Origin of the sequence: Streptomyces sp. HD, assembly GCF_028369295.1 — a bacterium.
Classification (GTDB): domain Bacteria; phylum Actinomycetota; class Actinomycetes; order Streptomycetales; family Streptomycetaceae; genus Streptomyces.
Map to the genome: position 1 here is coordinate 1 of NZ_JAQMYP010000037.1, position 15219 is coordinate 15219.

Annotated in this window: 18 protein-coding genes; 9 read left to right on the top strand and 9 right to left on the bottom strand. The window is 71.0% G+C overall.

Annotated features, from left to right (window positions below):
• Window positions 1-202: 202 nt before the first annotated feature.
• Window positions 203-625, bottom strand: coding sequence for a glycosyltransferase (locus POF73_RS46060; RefSeq protein ID WP_443049664.1), 423 nt, complete (start codon window positions 623-625; stop codon window positions 203-205).
• Window positions 626-790: 165 nt separating this feature from the next.
• On the opposite strand from POF73_RS46060, the gene POF73_RS30530 reads away from it, so the two are divergent.
• The 3 genes from POF73_RS30530 to POF73_RS30540 are packed head-to-tail and all read left to right on the top strand — an operon-like array spanning window position 791 to window position 2990.
• Entirely contained in the window at window positions 791-1861 is a 1071-nt protein-coding gene (locus POF73_RS30530) for an aromatic ring-hydroxylating dioxygenase subunit alpha (RefSeq protein ID WP_272121938.1), read from the top strand.
• Window positions 1858-2058: a hypothetical protein gene (locus tag POF73_RS30535; protein WP_272121940.1), complete on the top strand. Its 201-nt coding sequence runs from the start codon at window positions 1858-1860 to the stop codon at window positions 2056-2058. The genes POF73_RS30530 and POF73_RS30535 overlap by 4 nt, the downstream gene beginning before the upstream one ends.
• Entirely contained in the window at window positions 2055-2990 is a 936-nt protein-coding gene (locus tag POF73_RS30540) for a PDR/VanB family oxidoreductase (RefSeq protein WP_272121942.1), read from the top strand. The genes POF73_RS30535 and POF73_RS30540 overlap by 4 nt, the downstream gene beginning before the upstream one ends.
• Here POF73_RS30540 and POF73_RS30545 read toward each other — a convergent pair.
• The gene (locus POF73_RS30545) at window positions 2905-3753 is read right to left on the bottom strand and encodes an IclR family transcriptional regulator domain-containing protein (RefSeq protein WP_272121944.1); all 849 of its coding nucleotides are present in this window, start codon (window positions 3751-3753) and stop codon (window positions 2905-2907) included. The genes POF73_RS30540 and POF73_RS30545 overlap by 86 nt on opposite strands.
• A gap of 166 nt (window positions 3754-3919) precedes the next feature.
• Here POF73_RS30545 and POF73_RS30550 point away from each other — a divergent pair, with 166 nt between their 5' ends.
• Genes POF73_RS30550 through POF73_RS30570 form a run of 5 tightly spaced genes read left to right on the top strand, consistent with a single transcriptional unit; the run spans window position 3920 to window position 7789 of the window.
• Entirely contained in the window at window positions 3920-4888 is a 969-nt protein-coding gene (locus POF73_RS30550; RefSeq protein ID WP_272121946.1) for an ABC transporter substrate-binding protein, read from the top strand.
• A 30-nt stretch (window positions 4889-4918) separates the two neighbouring features.
• Entirely contained in the window at window positions 4919-5692 is a 774-nt protein-coding gene (locus POF73_RS30555) for an ABC transporter permease (protein WP_272121947.1), read from the top strand.
• On the top strand, window positions 5689-6468 hold the full coding sequence (locus POF73_RS30560; RefSeq protein WP_272121949.1) for an ABC transporter permease: 780 nt from the start codon (window positions 5689-5691) through the stop codon (window positions 6466-6468). Before POF73_RS30555 ends, POF73_RS30560 begins: the two co-directional genes overlap by 4 nt.
• 20 nt (window positions 6469-6488) lie before the next feature.
• Complete coding sequence (locus POF73_RS30565) at window positions 6489-7301, top strand: ABC transporter ATP-binding protein (RefSeq protein WP_272121952.1); 813 nt, start codon at window positions 6489-6491, stop codon at window positions 7299-7301.
• Window positions 7302-7360: 59 nt separating this feature from the next.
• Window positions 7361-7789 (top strand): hypothetical protein, encoded by a 429-nt coding sequence (locus POF73_RS30570; RefSeq protein ID WP_272122119.1) that lies wholly within the window; start codon window positions 7361-7363, stop codon window positions 7787-7789.
• Here POF73_RS30570 and POF73_RS30575 read toward each other — a convergent pair.
• From POF73_RS30575 to POF73_RS30605, 7 genes are all read right to left on the bottom strand, one after another.
• Window positions 7750-8445, bottom strand: coding sequence for a GntR family transcriptional regulator (locus tag POF73_RS30575; protein WP_272121954.1), 696 nt, complete (start codon window positions 8443-8445; stop codon window positions 7750-7752). The two genes, POF73_RS30570 and POF73_RS30575, sit on opposite strands and share 40 nt — an antisense overlap.
• Window positions 8446-8530: 85 nt before the next feature.
• The gene (locus POF73_RS30580) at window positions 8531-9532 is read right to left on the bottom strand and encodes a proline racemase family protein (protein WP_272121956.1); all 1002 of its coding nucleotides are present in this window, start codon (window positions 9530-9532) and stop codon (window positions 8531-8533) included.
• A 34-nt stretch (window positions 9533-9566) separates the two neighbouring features.
• Window positions 9567-10463 carry a dihydrodipicolinate synthase family protein gene (locus POF73_RS30585; RefSeq protein WP_272121957.1) on the bottom strand — a complete coding sequence of 299 codons (897 nt, stop codon included), beginning with the start codon at window positions 10461-10463 and terminating at the stop codon, window positions 9567-9569.
• 57 nt (window positions 10464-10520) lie between these two features.
• Window positions 10521-12020 carry an FAD/NAD(P)-dependent oxidoreductase gene (locus POF73_RS30590; protein ID WP_272121959.1) on the bottom strand — a complete coding sequence of 500 codons (1500 nt, stop codon included), beginning with the start codon at window positions 12018-12020 and terminating at the stop codon, window positions 10521-10523.
• Window positions 12013-12303, bottom strand: a complete 291-nt coding sequence (locus tag POF73_RS30595) for a (2Fe-2S)-binding protein (protein ID WP_272121961.1) — start codon at window positions 12301-12303, stop codon at window positions 12013-12015. Before POF73_RS30595 ends, POF73_RS30590 begins: the two co-directional genes overlap by 8 nt.
• Window positions 12304-12356: 53 nt before the next feature.
• Window positions 12357-13508: an NAD(P)/FAD-dependent oxidoreductase gene (locus POF73_RS30600; RefSeq protein ID WP_272121963.1), complete on the bottom strand. Its 1152-nt coding sequence runs from the start codon at window positions 13506-13508 to the stop codon at window positions 12357-12359.
• A gap of 140 nt (window positions 13509-13648) precedes the next feature.
• Complete coding sequence (locus POF73_RS30605; protein WP_272121965.1) at window positions 13649-14320, bottom strand: MmyB family transcriptional regulator; 672 nt, start codon at window positions 14318-14320, stop codon at window positions 13649-13651.
• A 223-nt stretch (window positions 14321-14543) separates the two neighbouring features.
• On the opposite strand from POF73_RS30605, the gene POF73_RS30610 reads away from it, so the two are divergent.
• On the top strand, window positions 14544-15194 hold the full coding sequence (locus POF73_RS30610) for a helix-turn-helix domain-containing protein (protein WP_272121967.1): 651 nt from the start codon (window positions 14544-14546) through the stop codon (window positions 15192-15194).
• Window positions 15195-15219: the final 25 nt, after the last annotated feature.

Below are 15219 nucleotides of genomic sequence, written 5' to 3' on the forward strand. Positions count from 1 at the left end.
GGCCCTCTGACCCTCGGGACAGGCGAGCGCTGCGGCGACGTGGTCCCCTACGCCTCCGCAGCACCTCCCCGCCCATCGAAGGTTCTCAACACCAAGTCGTGATCACATGTCAGCCGGGGCCACAGCGACACCTCGCCGACGCGGCCCACGCTCCGGACCACGGGGAACACGCTCACGTCCTGGCGGTCGACGAGGTCCCGGGTCAGCATCGCCAGGCGGATCTCCGGCCCCCCGCATGCGCGGGCCTGAGCCAGGCGCGCACAGCGAGATGCCATCGTGACCGCCTGCCGCCGACGCGCTGGAGGAGTACGTCGAAGATGCCCTCGGCGAGTTCCCAGTGGCGTGTGTCGAGGACGGCCCGCACGCGGCCGTCGCCGCCCGTGCCGGGTTGTTCGAGCGGCAGTTGCGGAGTCTCGGCGACGGCGGCGAACGCGTCCTCGACCGGGCCGTTGTCCGGAACCAGGAGACGGTCCTGGCCGTGCGTGATGATCTCGCGGGGCCCGTGGTCGCAGTCGGTGCTCACCACCGGGAGCCCGCAGCTCATGGCTTCCACGACGGACATGCCGGATGGTTCGCCCCTGCTCGGCACCACGGCGAGAGCGCCCTTGGCCCACTCGGGGTGCACGGCGCCACGTGATGGCCCGAGCCCACACCGACTCAGCCCCACGAAGGACTGCACGCTCTGAACAGGCCTTTCACCGATCCCCTTCCGCGTGACGGAAGGGCTATTGCGGCGCAGCAACGCGCTTCCGGACGATGCGACCACAGCAGACAGACGGGAGCCGCAACGATGCCGCACATGACCGCCTTCGCCAGGAACCAGTGGTACGTCGCCGCCTACAGCCATGAGGTCGGGCGCGAGCTGCTCGGCCGGACCATCCTCGGGGAGACGCTCGTCCTCTACCGCACGGAGGAGGAGGGGACGCCGGTCGTGCTGCACGACCGCTGTGTGCACCGCCGCTACCCGCTGTCCGAGGCCCCGACCCGGCTCGACGGCGACCGGATCGTGTGCGGGTACCACGGGTTCACGTACGACACGACCGGTACGTGTGTGTACGTGCCGGGGCAGAAACGCGTCCCGCGCACGGCGCGCGTCGCCTCGTACCCGGTCGTCGAGCAGGACTCCCTGATCTGGGTGTGGATCGGCGACCCGGCGCTCGCCGACCCGCAGAGCATCCCGCGGGCCAGGCACCTCGACTCCCCCGGCTGGGTCACCGTGCGCGGTATGGAGCCGATCGACGCCGACTACGGGCTCCTCGTCGACAACCTCCTGGATCTGTCTCACGAGACCTATCTGCACGGCGGTTACATCGGCACCCCCGAGGTCGCCGAGACGCCCATCACCACCGAGGTCGACGAGGGCGCCGGCATCGTCCGGGTCAGCCGGCACATGGACGACGCCGAGTGCCCGCCGTTCTACGCCCAGTCGACCGGCATCGAGGGCCGGATCACCCGCTGGCAGGACATCGAGTACCACGCGCCCTGCCTGTATCTGCTGCACAGCCGCGTCGCCCCGGTCGGTGTCGTGCCCGAGGCGGACGGCAGCGATCCGAACGGCTTCCACACGGAGGTCACGTACGCCATCACTCCGTCCGGCGACGGCAAGGTGTACGACTTCTGGGCCGTCTCGCGGGACTGGGCGACTGACGACGACGAGGTCACCGAGTACCTGCGCGCCAACAACCACACGGTCGTCATGCAGGACGTCACCGCTCTCAACCTGCTGCAGCGCACGCTCGGTACGGAGCGCTCCGGCTACCAGGAGCTGAGCATCAACATCGACACCGGCGGCCTGGCCGCCCGCCGCATCCTCGCCCGGCTGGTCGAGGAGGGCGCGAAGCCCGTGGAGAAGGTCCAGTGACGTCACCGACCGGCGAGATCTATCGCATCGACTGGCTGCCGGGCACCGACGTCCTGCACGGCACCTGCCACTGCGGTCGCGAGCACACCGCGCAGGACCCGGTGGAGATGTGGGAGTGGATGCTCGCCCACCCCCAAGGACACCACCCCCAAGGACACCAGCCCGAGGGACACCAGCCCCGAGGAAACAGCTCATGACCGTGTACGAAGCCGAACTCGTCGTCGCTGGGCGGGAGTTGGCCGCCGACGGCGTCCTCGCCCTCACTCTGCGCCACCCGCTGGGCGAGCAGCTCCCCGCCTGGGAGCCCGGCGCCCACATCGACGTCGTCCTCGGCCTGGAGCTGGAGCGGCAGTACTCGCTGTGCGGCGATCCGGCGGACCGTTCGGCATGGCGGATCGCGGTGCTGCGGGAGCCTGACGGGCGCGGCGGATCCGCCCATGTGCACGAGCAGTTGGGGCAGGGCGACAAGGTGCGGGTGCGCGGTCCGCGCAATCACTTCCGGCTGGAGCCCGCTGCCCGCTACCGCTTCGTCGCGGGCGGCATCGGCATCACTCCGATCCTGCCGATGCTGGCCGCGGCCGAGGCGGCGGGCGCGGAGTGGACCCTCCTGTACGGCGGGCGGACGCGCCGGTCCATGGCGTTCACCGAGGAGTTGGGGCGCTACGGCGACCGTGTCACCGTCGCCCCGCAGGAGGAGGTCGGGCTGCTGGACCTCGCCCCGGTGCTCGACGGCGTTCCCGACGGCACGCTCGTGTACTGCTGCGGTCCCGGTCCGCTGCTCGACGCGGTGGAGGAGCGCTGCCCGGCCGGGCTGCTGCATGTGGAGCGGTTCACGCCGAAGGAGCAGGAGGACGGCGAGAACACGGAGTTCGAGGTCGAGCTGGCGCAGAGCGGCAAGACCCTCATCGTCCCCGCCGACGCCTCCGTGCTCGACACGGTACGCGCAGCCGGTGTCGAGGTGCTGTTCTCCTGCACCGAGGGCACCTGCGGGACCTGCGAGACCGATGTCCTCGACGGCACTCCGGAACACCGGGACTCCGTCCTCACGGCCGAGGAGCAGGAGAGCGGCGAGACGATGATGATCTGCGTGTCCCGGTGTCGTGGGAAGCGGCTCGTGCTGGACCTGTGATCCTGAGGTCGGCCTCGATCCGGGCCACCGCGGCGAGCAGGTGCGGCAACAGGTCCTCACGCAGGGAATCCAGGGTGCGGCCGGCGTGCACCGCGATGTTCACGCCGGCCACCACCTCGCCGTCCGGTTCCCGCACCGGGGCCGCCACCGACCGCAGCCCCTCCTCCAGTTCCTGATCGACGATGGCGTATCCCTGACGGCGCACCCGGCGCAGTTCGGCGCGCAGCGCGTCCGGCGAGACCAGGGTGCGGGCGGTCAGGGGGCGCAGGTCCGTGCGGGCGAGGCGGGCCTCGATCTCCTCGTCCGAACGGTGGGCGAGGATGACCCGGCCCACCGAGGTGACGTGGGCCGGGAAGCGGGTGCCCACGGTGATGGACGCCGTCATGATGCGACGGGTCGGTACCCGTGCCACGTACACGATGTCGTCGCCGTCCAGGACGCACAGCGACGACGACTCCCGTACCCGGTCGACGAGTTGCTCCAGGTGCGGTTCGGCGATCTGCGGCAGGGTGACGCTGGACAGGTAGGAGTAGCCGAGTTCCAGCACGCGCGGGGTGAGACGGAAGAGGCGGCCGTCCTGGTGGACGTAGCCGAGGTCGGCGAGGGTCAGCAGCAGTCGGCGGGCGGCGGCGCGTGTCAGGTCGCAGGTCTGGGCGACCTCGCTGAGGGTGCGGGCGGGATGTTCGGCGTCGAAGCAGCGGATGACGGCGAGGCCGCGCTCGAAGGACCTCACGAAGTGCGGTGCGCGGGCTTCGGCGGACATCGCCACCTCCAGGAGTGTCAACAATGTTGTCGGCGAACCCTGGCGAACCCATTGACCGGATCCGTCAAGGCTTCTACCTTCCCGCTGAGCAAGTACGCGCACTACTGTGCGCCTTGCGCACAACCTGTCGGAACACCGTTGCACCGTTGTCTGTACAGGAGGAGCCATGCGTCGTCTGTCCGCCGGTCTCACCACCGGCGCCCTGCTACTGATCACGACGGCCTGCGGTACGTCCGACAGCGGTTCGACGGAGGCGGGCGCGTCGTCCGGCGGGGTCACCACCGTCAAGGTCGGTCTCATTCCGATCGTCGATGTCGCGCCGCTGTATCTCGGCCAGCAGAAGGGGTTCTTCGAAAAGCGGGGCCTGAAACTGGAGTTCACCGCCGCACAGGGCGGTGCGGCGATCGTGCCGGGTGTGGCGAGCGGTCAGTTCCAGTTCGGGTTCAGCAATGTGACGTCCCTGATGGTGGCTCAGTCCAACGGCGTGCCCGTGAAGGCCGTGGCCAACGGCATCGCGTCGACCGGTGTGCGGGGCAAGGACTTCAACGGCCTGATGGTCAAGAAGGACAGCCCGGTCAAGTCGGCGAAGCAGTTGGAGGGCAAGAAGGTTGCCATCAACACCCTGAAGAACATCAACGAGACGGCGGTCCGGCAGGCGGTACGCACGGCGGGCGGCGACCCGGACAAGGTGAAGCTCGTCGAGATGGCCTTCGACCAGATGCCCGCCGCTCTCGACAGCGGCCAGATCGACGCCGCGTGCGTGGTGGAGCCGGCGACCGCCACGATCCGGAGCCAGGGCGGCCGGGAGATCGCCTCGCCGCTGATCGACATCGCCCCGAAGCTCACGGTCGCGATGTACTTCACCTCGACGCGGTACGCGCAGCAGAACCCGGACGTGGTCAAGAAGTTCCAGGAGGCCACCGCCGAGTCCCTCACCTACGCCGAGGCCCACCCGGACGAGGCCCGGCAGATCGTCACGACGTACACCAAGATCCCGACGTCGGTGCTGGACCAGGTGATCCTGCCGAAGTGGCCGACCGAGGCGAACCGCCCCTCCATCGAGGCCCTGATGAAGCTCGGCGAGGAGGACGGCCTCTTCAAGAAGACGCCCGACCTGGACGCCCTGCTGCCGTGAGGGACGGGGACAAGTGAGGGACGCGGACATATGAGGGGCACGAACGTCGCGCTGGGCACCGCCGGGCTCGTGGCGTTCCTCGCCCTGGGCGAGGCGCTGCCGCGACTCGGCCTGGTCAAGGAGGCGTACTTCCCGCCGACCAGCCGTATCGCCGGCGCGCTCGCGGACGAGGTCGCCGACTCCACCTTCTGGACCGCGCTCGGTGACACCCTCACCGGCTGGGCGCTGGGCGTGGCCATCGCGTCCTGCGCCGGCATCGTGGTGGGCGTGGTCGTCTCGGTCGTCCCCCACTTGCGCGAGGCGACGGCCTCCACCATCGAGTTCCTCCGCCCGATCCCGTCCGTCGCCCTCATCCCGCTGGCGGTCCTGCTCTACGGCAGCGAACTGCGCTCGGTCCTCCTGCTCGTCGTCTACGCCGCCTTCTGGCAGGTGCTGATCCAGGTCCTGTACGGCGTCCAGGACGTCGACCCCGTCGCCGACGAGACGGCGCGGTCGTACGGCCTCGGCACCTGGGCGCGGATCCGGCATGTGCTGTGGCCGACCGCGCTGCCCTATGTGATGACCGGGGTGCGGCTGGCCGCGGCGGTCGCGCTGATCCTCGCCATCACCGCCGAACTCATCATCGGGGCACCGGGGTTGGGCAAGCGCATCGGGGTGGCGCAGGCCTCGCAGGCGGTGCCGGAGATGTATGCGCTGATCGTGGTGACCGGGCTGCTGGGGCTGCTGATCAACGTGGGCGCGCGCACGGTGGAGCGGCATGCGCTGGCCTGGCATCAGTCGGTGCGCGGGGAGGTGGCGGTGTGAGGCGTGTGCTGCTGCGGCTGGTCCTCGTGGTCGCGCTGCCTGCGGTGCTGGTCACGGTCTGGTGGGTGGGGTCGGCGGGCAGCACGGACGTGTACTGGCCTCCGCTGCGGACGATCCTGGAGACCTTCCCGGACGTGTGGACGGCCGAGCGGCTGCGCGCCGACGTGCTGCCCAGCGTCCTGCGGCTGGCAGGCGGTTACGCGCTGGCGGCCGTCGTCGGCGTGGCGCTCGGCACCGTCATCGGCTCCTACCGGCGGGTGCGGGCGGTGTGCGAGCCGGTGCTGGAGTTCCTGCGGGCGGTGCCGCCCCCGGTGCTGGTGCCGGTCATCATGCTGTTCGCGGGCATCGGCGACACGATGAAGGTCACGGTGATCGCGAGTGGCTGCGTTTGGCCGATCCTGCTCAACACCGTGGAGGGCGTGCGGGCGGTGGACCCGGTGATGACGGAGACGGCGCGGTCGTACGGCATCACGGGCGTGGCGCGCCTCAGGCATCTGGTGCTGCGCTCGGCGAGTCCGCAGATCTTCGCGGGCCTGCGCCAGGCGCTGTCCATCGGCATCATCCTGATGGTGATCAGCGAGATGTTCGCCGCCAGTAACGGGCTCGGCTTCACCATCGTCCAGTTCCAGCGCGGTTTCGCGATCCCCGACATGTGGACCGGCATCCTCGTGCTCGGTCTGCTCGGCTTCGTGCTGTCGGTCGTCTTCCAGTCGGTCGAGCGGCGGGTGCTCGGCTGGTACCACGGTCTGCGTGCCTCGACCCGGCGGTCGCCGTGAAACACGAGAAGGGGCGGTCCATGCTCGACGTACGGGGCCTGAAGAAGGTCTACGAGGGGTCGGGGCGGCGTGTGGAGGCGGTCCGCGACCTCACCTTCACCGTCGACGCCGGGGAACTGGTCTGTCTCGTCGGCCCGTCGGGCTGCGGCAAGACGACCCTGCTGAAGTGCATGGGCGGTCTGCTCGCGCCGACGAGCGGTGAAGTGCTCCTGGAGGGGCGCAGGGTGAGCGGGCCGCCGCCCGGGATGGCGTTCGTCTTCCAGGAGTACGGGCGCAGCCTGTTCCCCTGGATGCGAGTCGGCGAGAACGTCGAACTCCCCCTGAAGCAAAAGGACTTGGGCAAGGAGCGGCGCCGGGAACTGGTGCTGGACGCGCTGGAGTCCGTGGGGCTGGCGGATGCCGTGGGGGCGTACCCCTGGCAGCTGTCCGGCGGAATGCAGCAGCGTGTCGCCATCGCCCGCGCGCTGGCGTACGAACCCCGCGTGCTGCTGATGGACGAGCCGTTCGCGGCGGTGGACGCGCAGACGCGGGCCGATCTGGAGGATCTGGTCCGGGGGCTGTGGCGGGAGCGTGGCATCACGATCCTGTTCGTCACCCACGACATCGACGAGGCGGTGTACCTGGGCGAGCGGGTGATCGTCCTGTCCGCCTCCCCCACCGTCGTCCAGGAGCAGCTGAAGGTCGAACTCCCCGCCGAGCGCGACCAGTTGCACACCCGAGTGGACCCGCGCTTCGCCGAGCTGCGGACCCATGTGTACGAGCAGATCCAGGCGGCGAAGCGCGGGGTCGTGCGGGACGCGGTCACGAAGTCCGATACGCCTCCACCTCACTGAACTGGCCTGCGGGCCAGCCGGTGTTGGCGCTGACGGACAGCCGCAGATACCGCAGGCTGGTGGAGTCGGGCAGGGAGACGGTGGCCGTGTTGCCGGTGGCGCTCTCGCCCGAGCGGGTCCCCGAGTGGATCGCCCGCAAGCGGGGGCAGCTCGCCGGCCCTCGGCTGATCGGCTTCTATCTGACCCTGAGCCGGGCGCTGGACCACGCGGAGGACGACCCGCGGCTGGTGGAGCTGGCCGACGAACTGGCTGCCCACCTCACGCGGATGGCCGAGGAACAGGGCGAGAGCTACGTCGACGACACCGATCTCAAGCCCCCGCTCGTCCGGCTCATGGACGACTTGGCGTTCGACACCGTGCCCCCTGCCCGTCGGCTGATCGAGCTCTTGACGGAGCGAGGCTGGAGAGGCTGCCAGGCTTCAGCGCGTGGACCCGCGTCCGCGACCGCCTACTTCGCCGCCCACAGTCCCCGCACATGCCCCAGATGACGGGTCATGACCTCGTGTACGGCCTTCTCGTCGCGGGCGATCAGCGCGTCGAGGAGTTCGAGGTGCTCCTCGGCGGAGGCCAGCAGACGGCCGGCTTCGACGAGTGCGGTGAGGCCGTAGAGGCGGGAGCGTTTACGGAGGTCGCCGACGACCTCCACGAGGTGGGCGTTGCCGGCGAGGGCGAGCAGGCCGAGGTGGAAGCGGGTGTCGGCCTCGACGTAGGCGATGAGGTCGGCGGCGACGGCTGCCTGGACGATCTCCCGGGCGGCGGGGCGCAGCGCCTCCAGGGAGACCTTGTCGGCGGTCCTGGCCAGCTCCACCACCGTGGGGATCTCGACGAGGGCGCGGATGTGCTTGTACTCGTCGAGCTGTTTCTCGGACACGGCGGTGACCCGGAAGCCCTTGTTGGGGACGGTGTCGACCAGGCCCTCCTTGACCAGGTCGAGCATGGCCTCGCGCACCGGGGTCGCCGAGACGCCGAACCGCGCGGCGAGCGTCGGGGCGGAGTACACCTCGCCCGGGAGCAGTTCGCCGGCGATCAGCGCGGCCCGCAGGGCGTCGGCGACCCGCTCCCGGTAGCTGCTCTTCCTTCCGCCCAGGGAGGGCAGCGCCGGGGCGGCTGCGGTGGACGGGGCGCTGGTGCGCTGGGCGGCCATGGGTCTCCTAGCAGGGCGAACAGTGCATTGCCTAGTGCAATGTCACGCGTTACTCACCTCATTATCCTCGACGTTCGCCGGACGCTCACAGCACGAACCCGGCCGGGAACGGGTCGGACGGGTCGAGCAGGTACTGCGCGGTGCCGGTGATCCACGCGCGGCCGGTGAAGCTGGGCAGGACGGCGGGGTGTCCGGCGACTTCGGTGGTGTCCAGGAGCCGGCCGGTGAAGTGGGTGCCGATGAACGACTCGTTCACGAACTCGGTGTGCAGCGGGAGTTCACCGCGCGCGTGCAGCTGGGACATGCGCGCACTCGTGCCCGTGCCGCAGGGTGAGCGGTCGAACCAGCCGGGGTGGATCGCCATGGCGTGCCGGGAGTGACGAGCCGTGGCGCCGGGGGCGATCAGATGGACGTGGTGGCAGCCGCGGATGGACGGGTCCTCCGGGTGGACTGGTTCCTCCTCGGCGTTGATCGCCGCCATGAGGGAGAGGCCCGCCCGCAGGATGTCGTCCTTGCGGGAACGGTCGAAGGGCAGCCCGAACTGCTCCAGCGGCAGGATGGCGTAGAAGTTGCCGCCGTACGCCATGTCGTATGTCACCGTGCGCCCGTCGGGCAGTGCGATCTTGCGGTCGAGGGCGACCGCGAAGGACGGCACGTTGTGCAGGGTGACCGCCTTCGCCGCGCCGTCCTCCACCGCCACCTCGGCGACGACGAGGCCCGCCGGGGTGTCGAGCCGGATCGTGGTGACCGGCTCGACGACCTCGACCATGCCGGTCTCGACGAGCACGGTCGCCACGCCGATGGTGCCGTGCCCGCACATCGGCAGATAGCCGGAGACCTCGATGTAGATCACGCCCCAGTCGCAGTCGGGGCGGGTGGGCGGCTGCAGGACGGCGCCGCTCATCGCCGCGTGGCCGCGCGGCTCGTTCATCAGGAGCTGCTTGATGTGGTCGCGGTGCTCACGGAAGTACAGGCGCCGCTCGTTCATGGTCGCGCCGGGGATCGTGCCGATGCCGCCGGTGATGACGCGGGTGGGCATGCCCTCGGTGTGCGAGTCGACGGCGTGCAGGACGAGTTCGCTGCGCACGGTCCAGTCTCCTTTGCGATCAGCGCGGGTGCGGTTACGCGAGCCCGGCGGCGACGGCCTTCTCGGTGGCGGCACGGACGGCCGCCTCCTGCTCGGGCAGCAGCGGCACCCGCGGTGGACGGCAGCGTCCCCCGTGGCGGCCGACGATGTCCATCGAGAGCTTGATCGCCTGCACGAACTCGACCTTGGAGTCCCAGCGCAGCAGCGGATGCAACTGCTCGTACAGCTTCCTCGCCGTGCCCAGATCACCGCCGACGGCCGCGCGGTACAGCTCGACCGTGGACTTCGGCAGCGCGTTCGGATAGCCGGCCACCCACCCCTTCGCACCGGCGATCGCGAGCTCCAGCAGCACGTCGTCGGCACCGATCAGCAGATCCAGTTCCGGGGCGAGCTCGGCGAGTTGATAGGCGCGGCGGACGTCGCCGGAGAACTCCTTGACCGCGTGGACGTACCCCTCGCCGTGCAGCTTGGCGAGCAGTTCGGGCACGAGGTCGACCTTGGTGTCGATGGGGTTGTTGTACGCCACGACCGGCACGCCCGCCTCGGCGACCTCGGCGTAATGGGCGAGGACGGAACGCTCGTCGGCACGGTAGGCGTTGGGCGGCAGCAGCATCACGGCCCGACAGCCCGCGTCACGCGCCTGCTCGGCCCAGCGACGGGCCTCGCCGGAACCGTAGGCGGCGACGCCGGGCATCACCCGCGCCCCGCCGATCGCGGCGACGGCCGTCTCGACCACCTTGGCGCGCTCCTCGGAGGTGAGGACCTGGTACTCACCGAGCGAGCCGTTCGGTACGACACCGTCGCAGCCGTTCTCGACGAGCCAGGCGCAGTGCTCGGCGAACCTGCCGTGGTCGACGGAGAGGTCGTCGTCGAGCGGAAGGGCGGTGGCGACGAGGACACCTCGCCAGGGTCGGTTCTCGGTGGCGGTCATGTGAGATCCCCTCTTCATCGGGCGTGACATTAGGGCGTGACATCAGGGTGTGACATTTCACTGATGGCGGTCGGACTCGCCGGCCCGGGCCAGCACCCCGAGCGGCACCGGACGGGCGAACGGCCGCCGGGACGAGGTGAGTTCGCACCCGGCGACCCCCGCGACACCGGGTCCGCACACCCGCCCCTGGCACCACCCCATCCCGGCCCGCGTCAGCAGCTTCACGGTCCGCAGATCACCGGCGCCGAGCTCCGCCACGGCCTCCCGGATCACTCGGGCCGTGACCTCCTCGCAGCGGCACACGACGGTGTCGTCGGTGACCTGCTCGGTCCAGCGGGCGGGTGGGGCGTACAGGGAGTCGAGCGCGGTGGAGAACGCGCGCATCCGGGTGCGGACCCTGGCGGCCGCCGCCCAGGCGCCCGGGTCGGGTTCGGTCCCGCGCAGGCGCGCCGCGGCCGAGCGTCCGGCGATGTGGCCCTCGGCGAGGGAGAGGGCGGAGCCGCCGATGCCGGTGGTCTCGCCCGCGGCCCAGACGCCGGGCACGTCGGTGCGCTGTTCGGCGTCGACGCGCACGTCGAGTCCGTCGAGCCGACAGCCCAGAGTCTCGGCCAGGTCACTGTGCGGGAGCATGCCGTGGCCGACGGCGAGGGTGTCGCAGGGGATACGGCGCTCGCTGCCGGGCCTGACCCACCCGTCGCCGTCCAGCGCGGCGACGGTCACGGCTTCGAGCCGCTCGGTGCCGTGCGCCTCGACGACCGTGTGCCGGGCCAGGAGCCTCACCCGGCGGCGCAACAGCCGGGCGGCGTACCCGGCGCCCTCGGCGACCTTGCCGGGCTGCCCCGACAGTGCGCGGGAACGCCGTACGAAGTCCTTGGGGTCGGCGGACTCGACAAGGGCGGCCACCTCGACGCCGGCCGCGGCGAGTCCGGTCGCCACGGGGAGCAGCAGCGGCCCGGTCCCGGCGACCACGGCGGTGCGGCCGGAGACCGCGAGGGCGCCCTTGAGCATGGCCTGCGCGCCACCGGCGGTGACGACGCCGGGGAGTGTCCAGCCCGGAAACGGCAGCACCTTCTCGTAGCCGCCGGTGGCCAGGAGCACTGCGTCGGCGCTCACTTCGGCCGGCTCCTCCTGCTCGGGTCCGATGAGCGCGTGAACGACGAACCCCGGCCCGGACACCGCGCTGGACGCCGCCCCGGACGCCGAGTCCGGCCCCGGTTCCGTCCCCCGCTCGGGCCCCGTCCCCGGCCGCCCGGAACGGCGCTCGACGAGCCAGACATGATGCTCCGTCAAGTGCCGTACGACGCCTGCTCGTACGTACCCGTCCAGCCCGTCCCGCAGCCGCTCCCACGTCCGCCACTGGTGGTGCAGGGCCTGCGGCCGGCGGGCGCGCAGCCCGGCCGCGGGCTGACGGTAGAACTGCCCGCCCGCCTCCGCCGCCGAGTCGACCAGCGTGACCCGGACACCCCGGGCGGCGGCGGCCAGGGTCGCGGCGAGCCCCGCCGGCCCCGCGCCGATCACGGCGAGGTGGGGCACCGCCCCAGGGCTCGGGTCAGTCATCGTGACCAGTCCCCTCCTGTGTGCGGATGGTGTCGCCCGGGTGCAATGGCACAAGGCAGGCCCGTTGGTTCGGGCGGTCGTTGACGGTGACGAGACAGTCGAAGCAGACGCCGATGCCACAGAAGACGCCACGTGGCCGCCCCTCGCCCCGGGTGCTGCGCCACGAGGTGACTCCGGCCGCCCAGAGCGCGGCGGCGACCGTCTGGCCGGGCCGTGCCTCGATCTCACGGTCGTCCAGGGTGACGGTGAACGCGGGGCCCGGCCGGGCCTCGGCCAGCTCCACGGGGCCTCCGCGAGATCCGGGGAGTCTGGGGGATCCGGAGGATCTGGGCGACCTCACACGGCCTCCTCGGCGAAACGGTCGGGGCGGAACGGGGCCAGGTCCAGATCGGGGGTCTTGGCCGTGAGCGCCTGTGCGATCAGGTGCCCGGTCCCGGTGGCGAGCCCGATGCCCGCGCCCTCGTGACCGCAGGCGTGGTACAGCCCGGGAATGCGGGAGTCCGGCCCGACGGCGGGGAGGTGGTCGGGCAGATACGGGCGGAAGCCGAGGTAGGACCGCATCGCGCGCACCCGGTCCAGGAACGGGAACAGCCGGGTCGCCCCCGCTGCCAGCGCCCGTACGACCGGCAGCGAGAACGTCCGGTCGAACCCGACCCGCTCCCGGCTGGCCCCGATGAGGATCGGCCCCGCCGCCGTGCCCTCGACCACCGGCGAGGTCTGCAACGCGGCCGAGTCGCTGGCCACGTCGGCCACATAGTCGGCGGCGTACACCTTGTGACGGACCCGGCGGGGCAGGGGTTCGGTGACGAGGACGAACCCGCGTCTGGGCAGGACGGGCAGGTGCACACCCGCGAGTGCGGCGAGCTCGCCGCCCCAGGTGCCGGCCGCGTTGACGACCGCGGGGGCGTGGATGTCGCCCTTGTCCGTGCGGACCCCGCGCACACTGCCGTCCGGCGCGCGCAGAACGTCCGTCACCGTCCGCCCGGTGAACAGACGGGCGCCCGAGGCGCGGAGAAGGTGGGCGGCGGCCAGGGTGGGCATGACCTGGCAGTCCTGCGGATAGTGGACGCCGCCCGGCAGCCCCGGGGCCAGGTGCGGTTCGAGGTCGTAGAGCCCGTCGCCCGCGACCGACTCGGCGACGACCCCCGCAGCGCGCTGCCCCGCGGCCAACCGCTCCAGCGCGGCGAGCCCCCCGGGCGACGAGGCGACGACCACTCCCCCTTTGGCCTCGTACTCGACGGCCTCCCCGAACTCCCGCGCCAACTCACCCCACAGTCGGCCGGACAGCAGCGCGAGATCGAGCTCGGGTCCGGGCTCCTTGTCGGAGACGAGGAGGTTGCCCTCACCGGCCCCGGTGGTGCCGCCGGCCACGGGTCCACGGTCGACAAGGATCACGTCGAGGCCCGCGCGGCCCGCGTACAGGGCACAGGCCGCACCCACCATTCCGGCTCCGACGACGACGACATCGCAGGTCAGTCGCTTGCTCACACCAGTACTATGTCACATGTCTCTGTTTCGGGGAATGAGGCGAACGTGGCACTCACAGCAAGAGAGACCAGAGGACGAAGCGGCGGCACGGCGGTACTGACGGGACGCCGTCGACGACCTGAACGCCGACGGTGCCCCGATCAGGCCTCGGGGGCGGGCACGACCCTCAGATGGTTCGCGCCACGTCGCGCCCTACGGACCCTGGGCACCCTGGGCCGGTCACGACGCACCTCGCGCAGCACCAGCGTCAGCCGGGTGCAGCCGAGCTCCTGAAGGGTCCTGGGCGTCTCGTCGACGAGGCGGCACTCGGTCGCCCCCACGCGCGGATCGGGGTGCAGCAACGGACGTACGGCACCGTCCTGCACGACGGCCCGTTCGCCGACCGCGCGGATCCAGTGCGGAAGGCCCTGCCGGTAGGCGGCCTCCATGATCGGGTCCTGGGCGATGTCGCGGCGGATGGCCTGCAGTCCGTGGTCGTGGCCGTCCCGCTCCAGGGCGGCCGCGAAGTGGGCGAGCATCGGCAGGCACCAGCTGGACTCGTGCTCGCCGAGGACGGTGCTCGCATCCGGATGGAAGAGCACGAAACGGAGGAAGTTGTCGCCGGGCATGGCCGTCGGATGCGGGCTCATGCCGCGGAAAAGTGACGCGAAAGCGGTGTTCGCCAGAACGACGTCCCAGCGGTGATCGAGGACGACGGAGGGGAAGGGCACGGCCTCCAGGAGAGTGGCGTAGTCCCGGAGATACGCCTGGGCCTCGCAGCTCTCGGGGACGGGTCGCGGCTCGAACCGCTGCCCACCTGCCTGATATGCCATCGGGAGGTCACCCCTCTTGCCTATGCGGCCTTCACGCGGCGCCTTGATCCTGCTGCCCGGGTCCGAGCCATGTCAACTATCGTGGCATTCCACGGCTGTTGACGGCTGAAATTGGCCACAGTTGTGGCGAGACCTGGATGTAAGTTCGAACCAGCGGGTAATCTCCACCAAGTTCACGGCAACCGCTTGTGAGAAGCCTGTGAGAGACGTAGGAGATCTGTCGGTGACGGATGGCTTCGAGGGTCCGAGCGCCATGCCGACGGCCGTGCTGCCGGCCGTCGTCGCTCGCGTCACCGCGCTCGCCGACCGGCTCGGCGTGCCGCACGCGGAGGTCTTCGACACCGGCCGCCTGTCCGTGGCCTCCGGCGTACCGGAGCCCGTGGTCAAGGCCCTGCTGAGCGGCCGCCCGGCGGGTGAGCGCGACGTACAGGCCCGCTTCCTGCAGCGCCTGGATCTCCTGCGCCGCACTCGTCTCAAGCCGAACGGCCGCAAGTACACCCAGCAGGAGATCGCCGACGGCGCGGCCATGTCCCGCCAGCAGGCAGGCGCTCTCATCAACGGCGACCGGCGCCCCACCATGGAGCACTGCGACGCCATCCAGCGCTTCTTCCGGGTGCACGCGGGGTTCCTCACGGCCGAGGACCCCGAGGCACTCGCGAGCGCCCTCCAACGCACCGAGCAGGACCTCCTCCAGAAGCTGGCGGAACGCGAGGCGGCCCAGTCCGCCGAAGACCCGCTGGAGAAGCTCCTCCAGGATCACGGCGTGCGCGGCATCGCCTGGCGGGCCGCCCAACTGCCCACCGACCAGCACCGTGACAAGGTCGCCGAGTGGCTGGACATGCTCCTGGAGAGCGTCAAGCGGCCCGAGTCGTGATGCGGGGAGAACGGGAGACCTGTGG

What these genes read in the sequence shown, in the direction of transcription:
- POF73_RS30530 (WP_272121938.1), top strand. Translation starts at nt 791, where the DNA reads ATGCCGCACATGACCGCCTTCGCCAGGAACCAGTGGTACGTCGCCGCC.
- POF73_RS30540 (WP_272121942.1), top strand. Translation starts at nt 2,055, where the DNA reads ATGACCGTGTACGAAGCCGAACTCGTCGTCGCTGGGCGGGAGTTGGCC.
- POF73_RS30545 (WP_272121944.1), bottom strand. Translation starts at nt 3,753, where the DNA reads ATGTCCGCCGAAGCCCGCGCACCGCACTTCGTGAGGTCCTTCGAGCGC.
- POF73_RS30550 (WP_272121946.1), top strand. Translation starts at nt 3,920, where the DNA reads ATGCGTCGTCTGTCCGCCGGTCTCACCACCGGCGCCCTGCTACTGATC.
- POF73_RS30555 (WP_272121947.1), top strand. Translation starts at nt 4,919, where the DNA reads ATGAGGGGCACGAACGTCGCGCTGGGCACCGCCGGGCTCGTGGCGTTC.
- POF73_RS30565 (WP_272121952.1), top strand. Translation starts at nt 6,489, where the DNA reads ATGCTCGACGTACGGGGCCTGAAGAAGGTCTACGAGGGGTCGGGGCGG.
- POF73_RS30575 (WP_272121954.1), bottom strand. Translation starts at nt 8,445, where the DNA reads ATGGCCGCCCAGCGCACCAGCGCCCCGTCCACCGCAGCCGCCCCGGCG.
- POF73_RS30585 (WP_272121957.1), bottom strand. Translation starts at nt 10,463, where the DNA reads ATGACCGCCACCGAGAACCGACCCTGGCGAGGTGTCCTCGTCGCCACC.
- POF73_RS30590 (WP_272121959.1), bottom strand. Translation starts at nt 12,020, where the DNA reads ATGACTGACCCGAGCCCTGGGGCGGTGCCCCACCTCGCCGTGATCGGC.
- POF73_RS30605 (WP_272121965.1), bottom strand. Translation starts at nt 14,320, where the DNA reads ATGGCATATCAGGCAGGTGGGCAGCGGTTCGAGCCGCGACCCGTCCCC.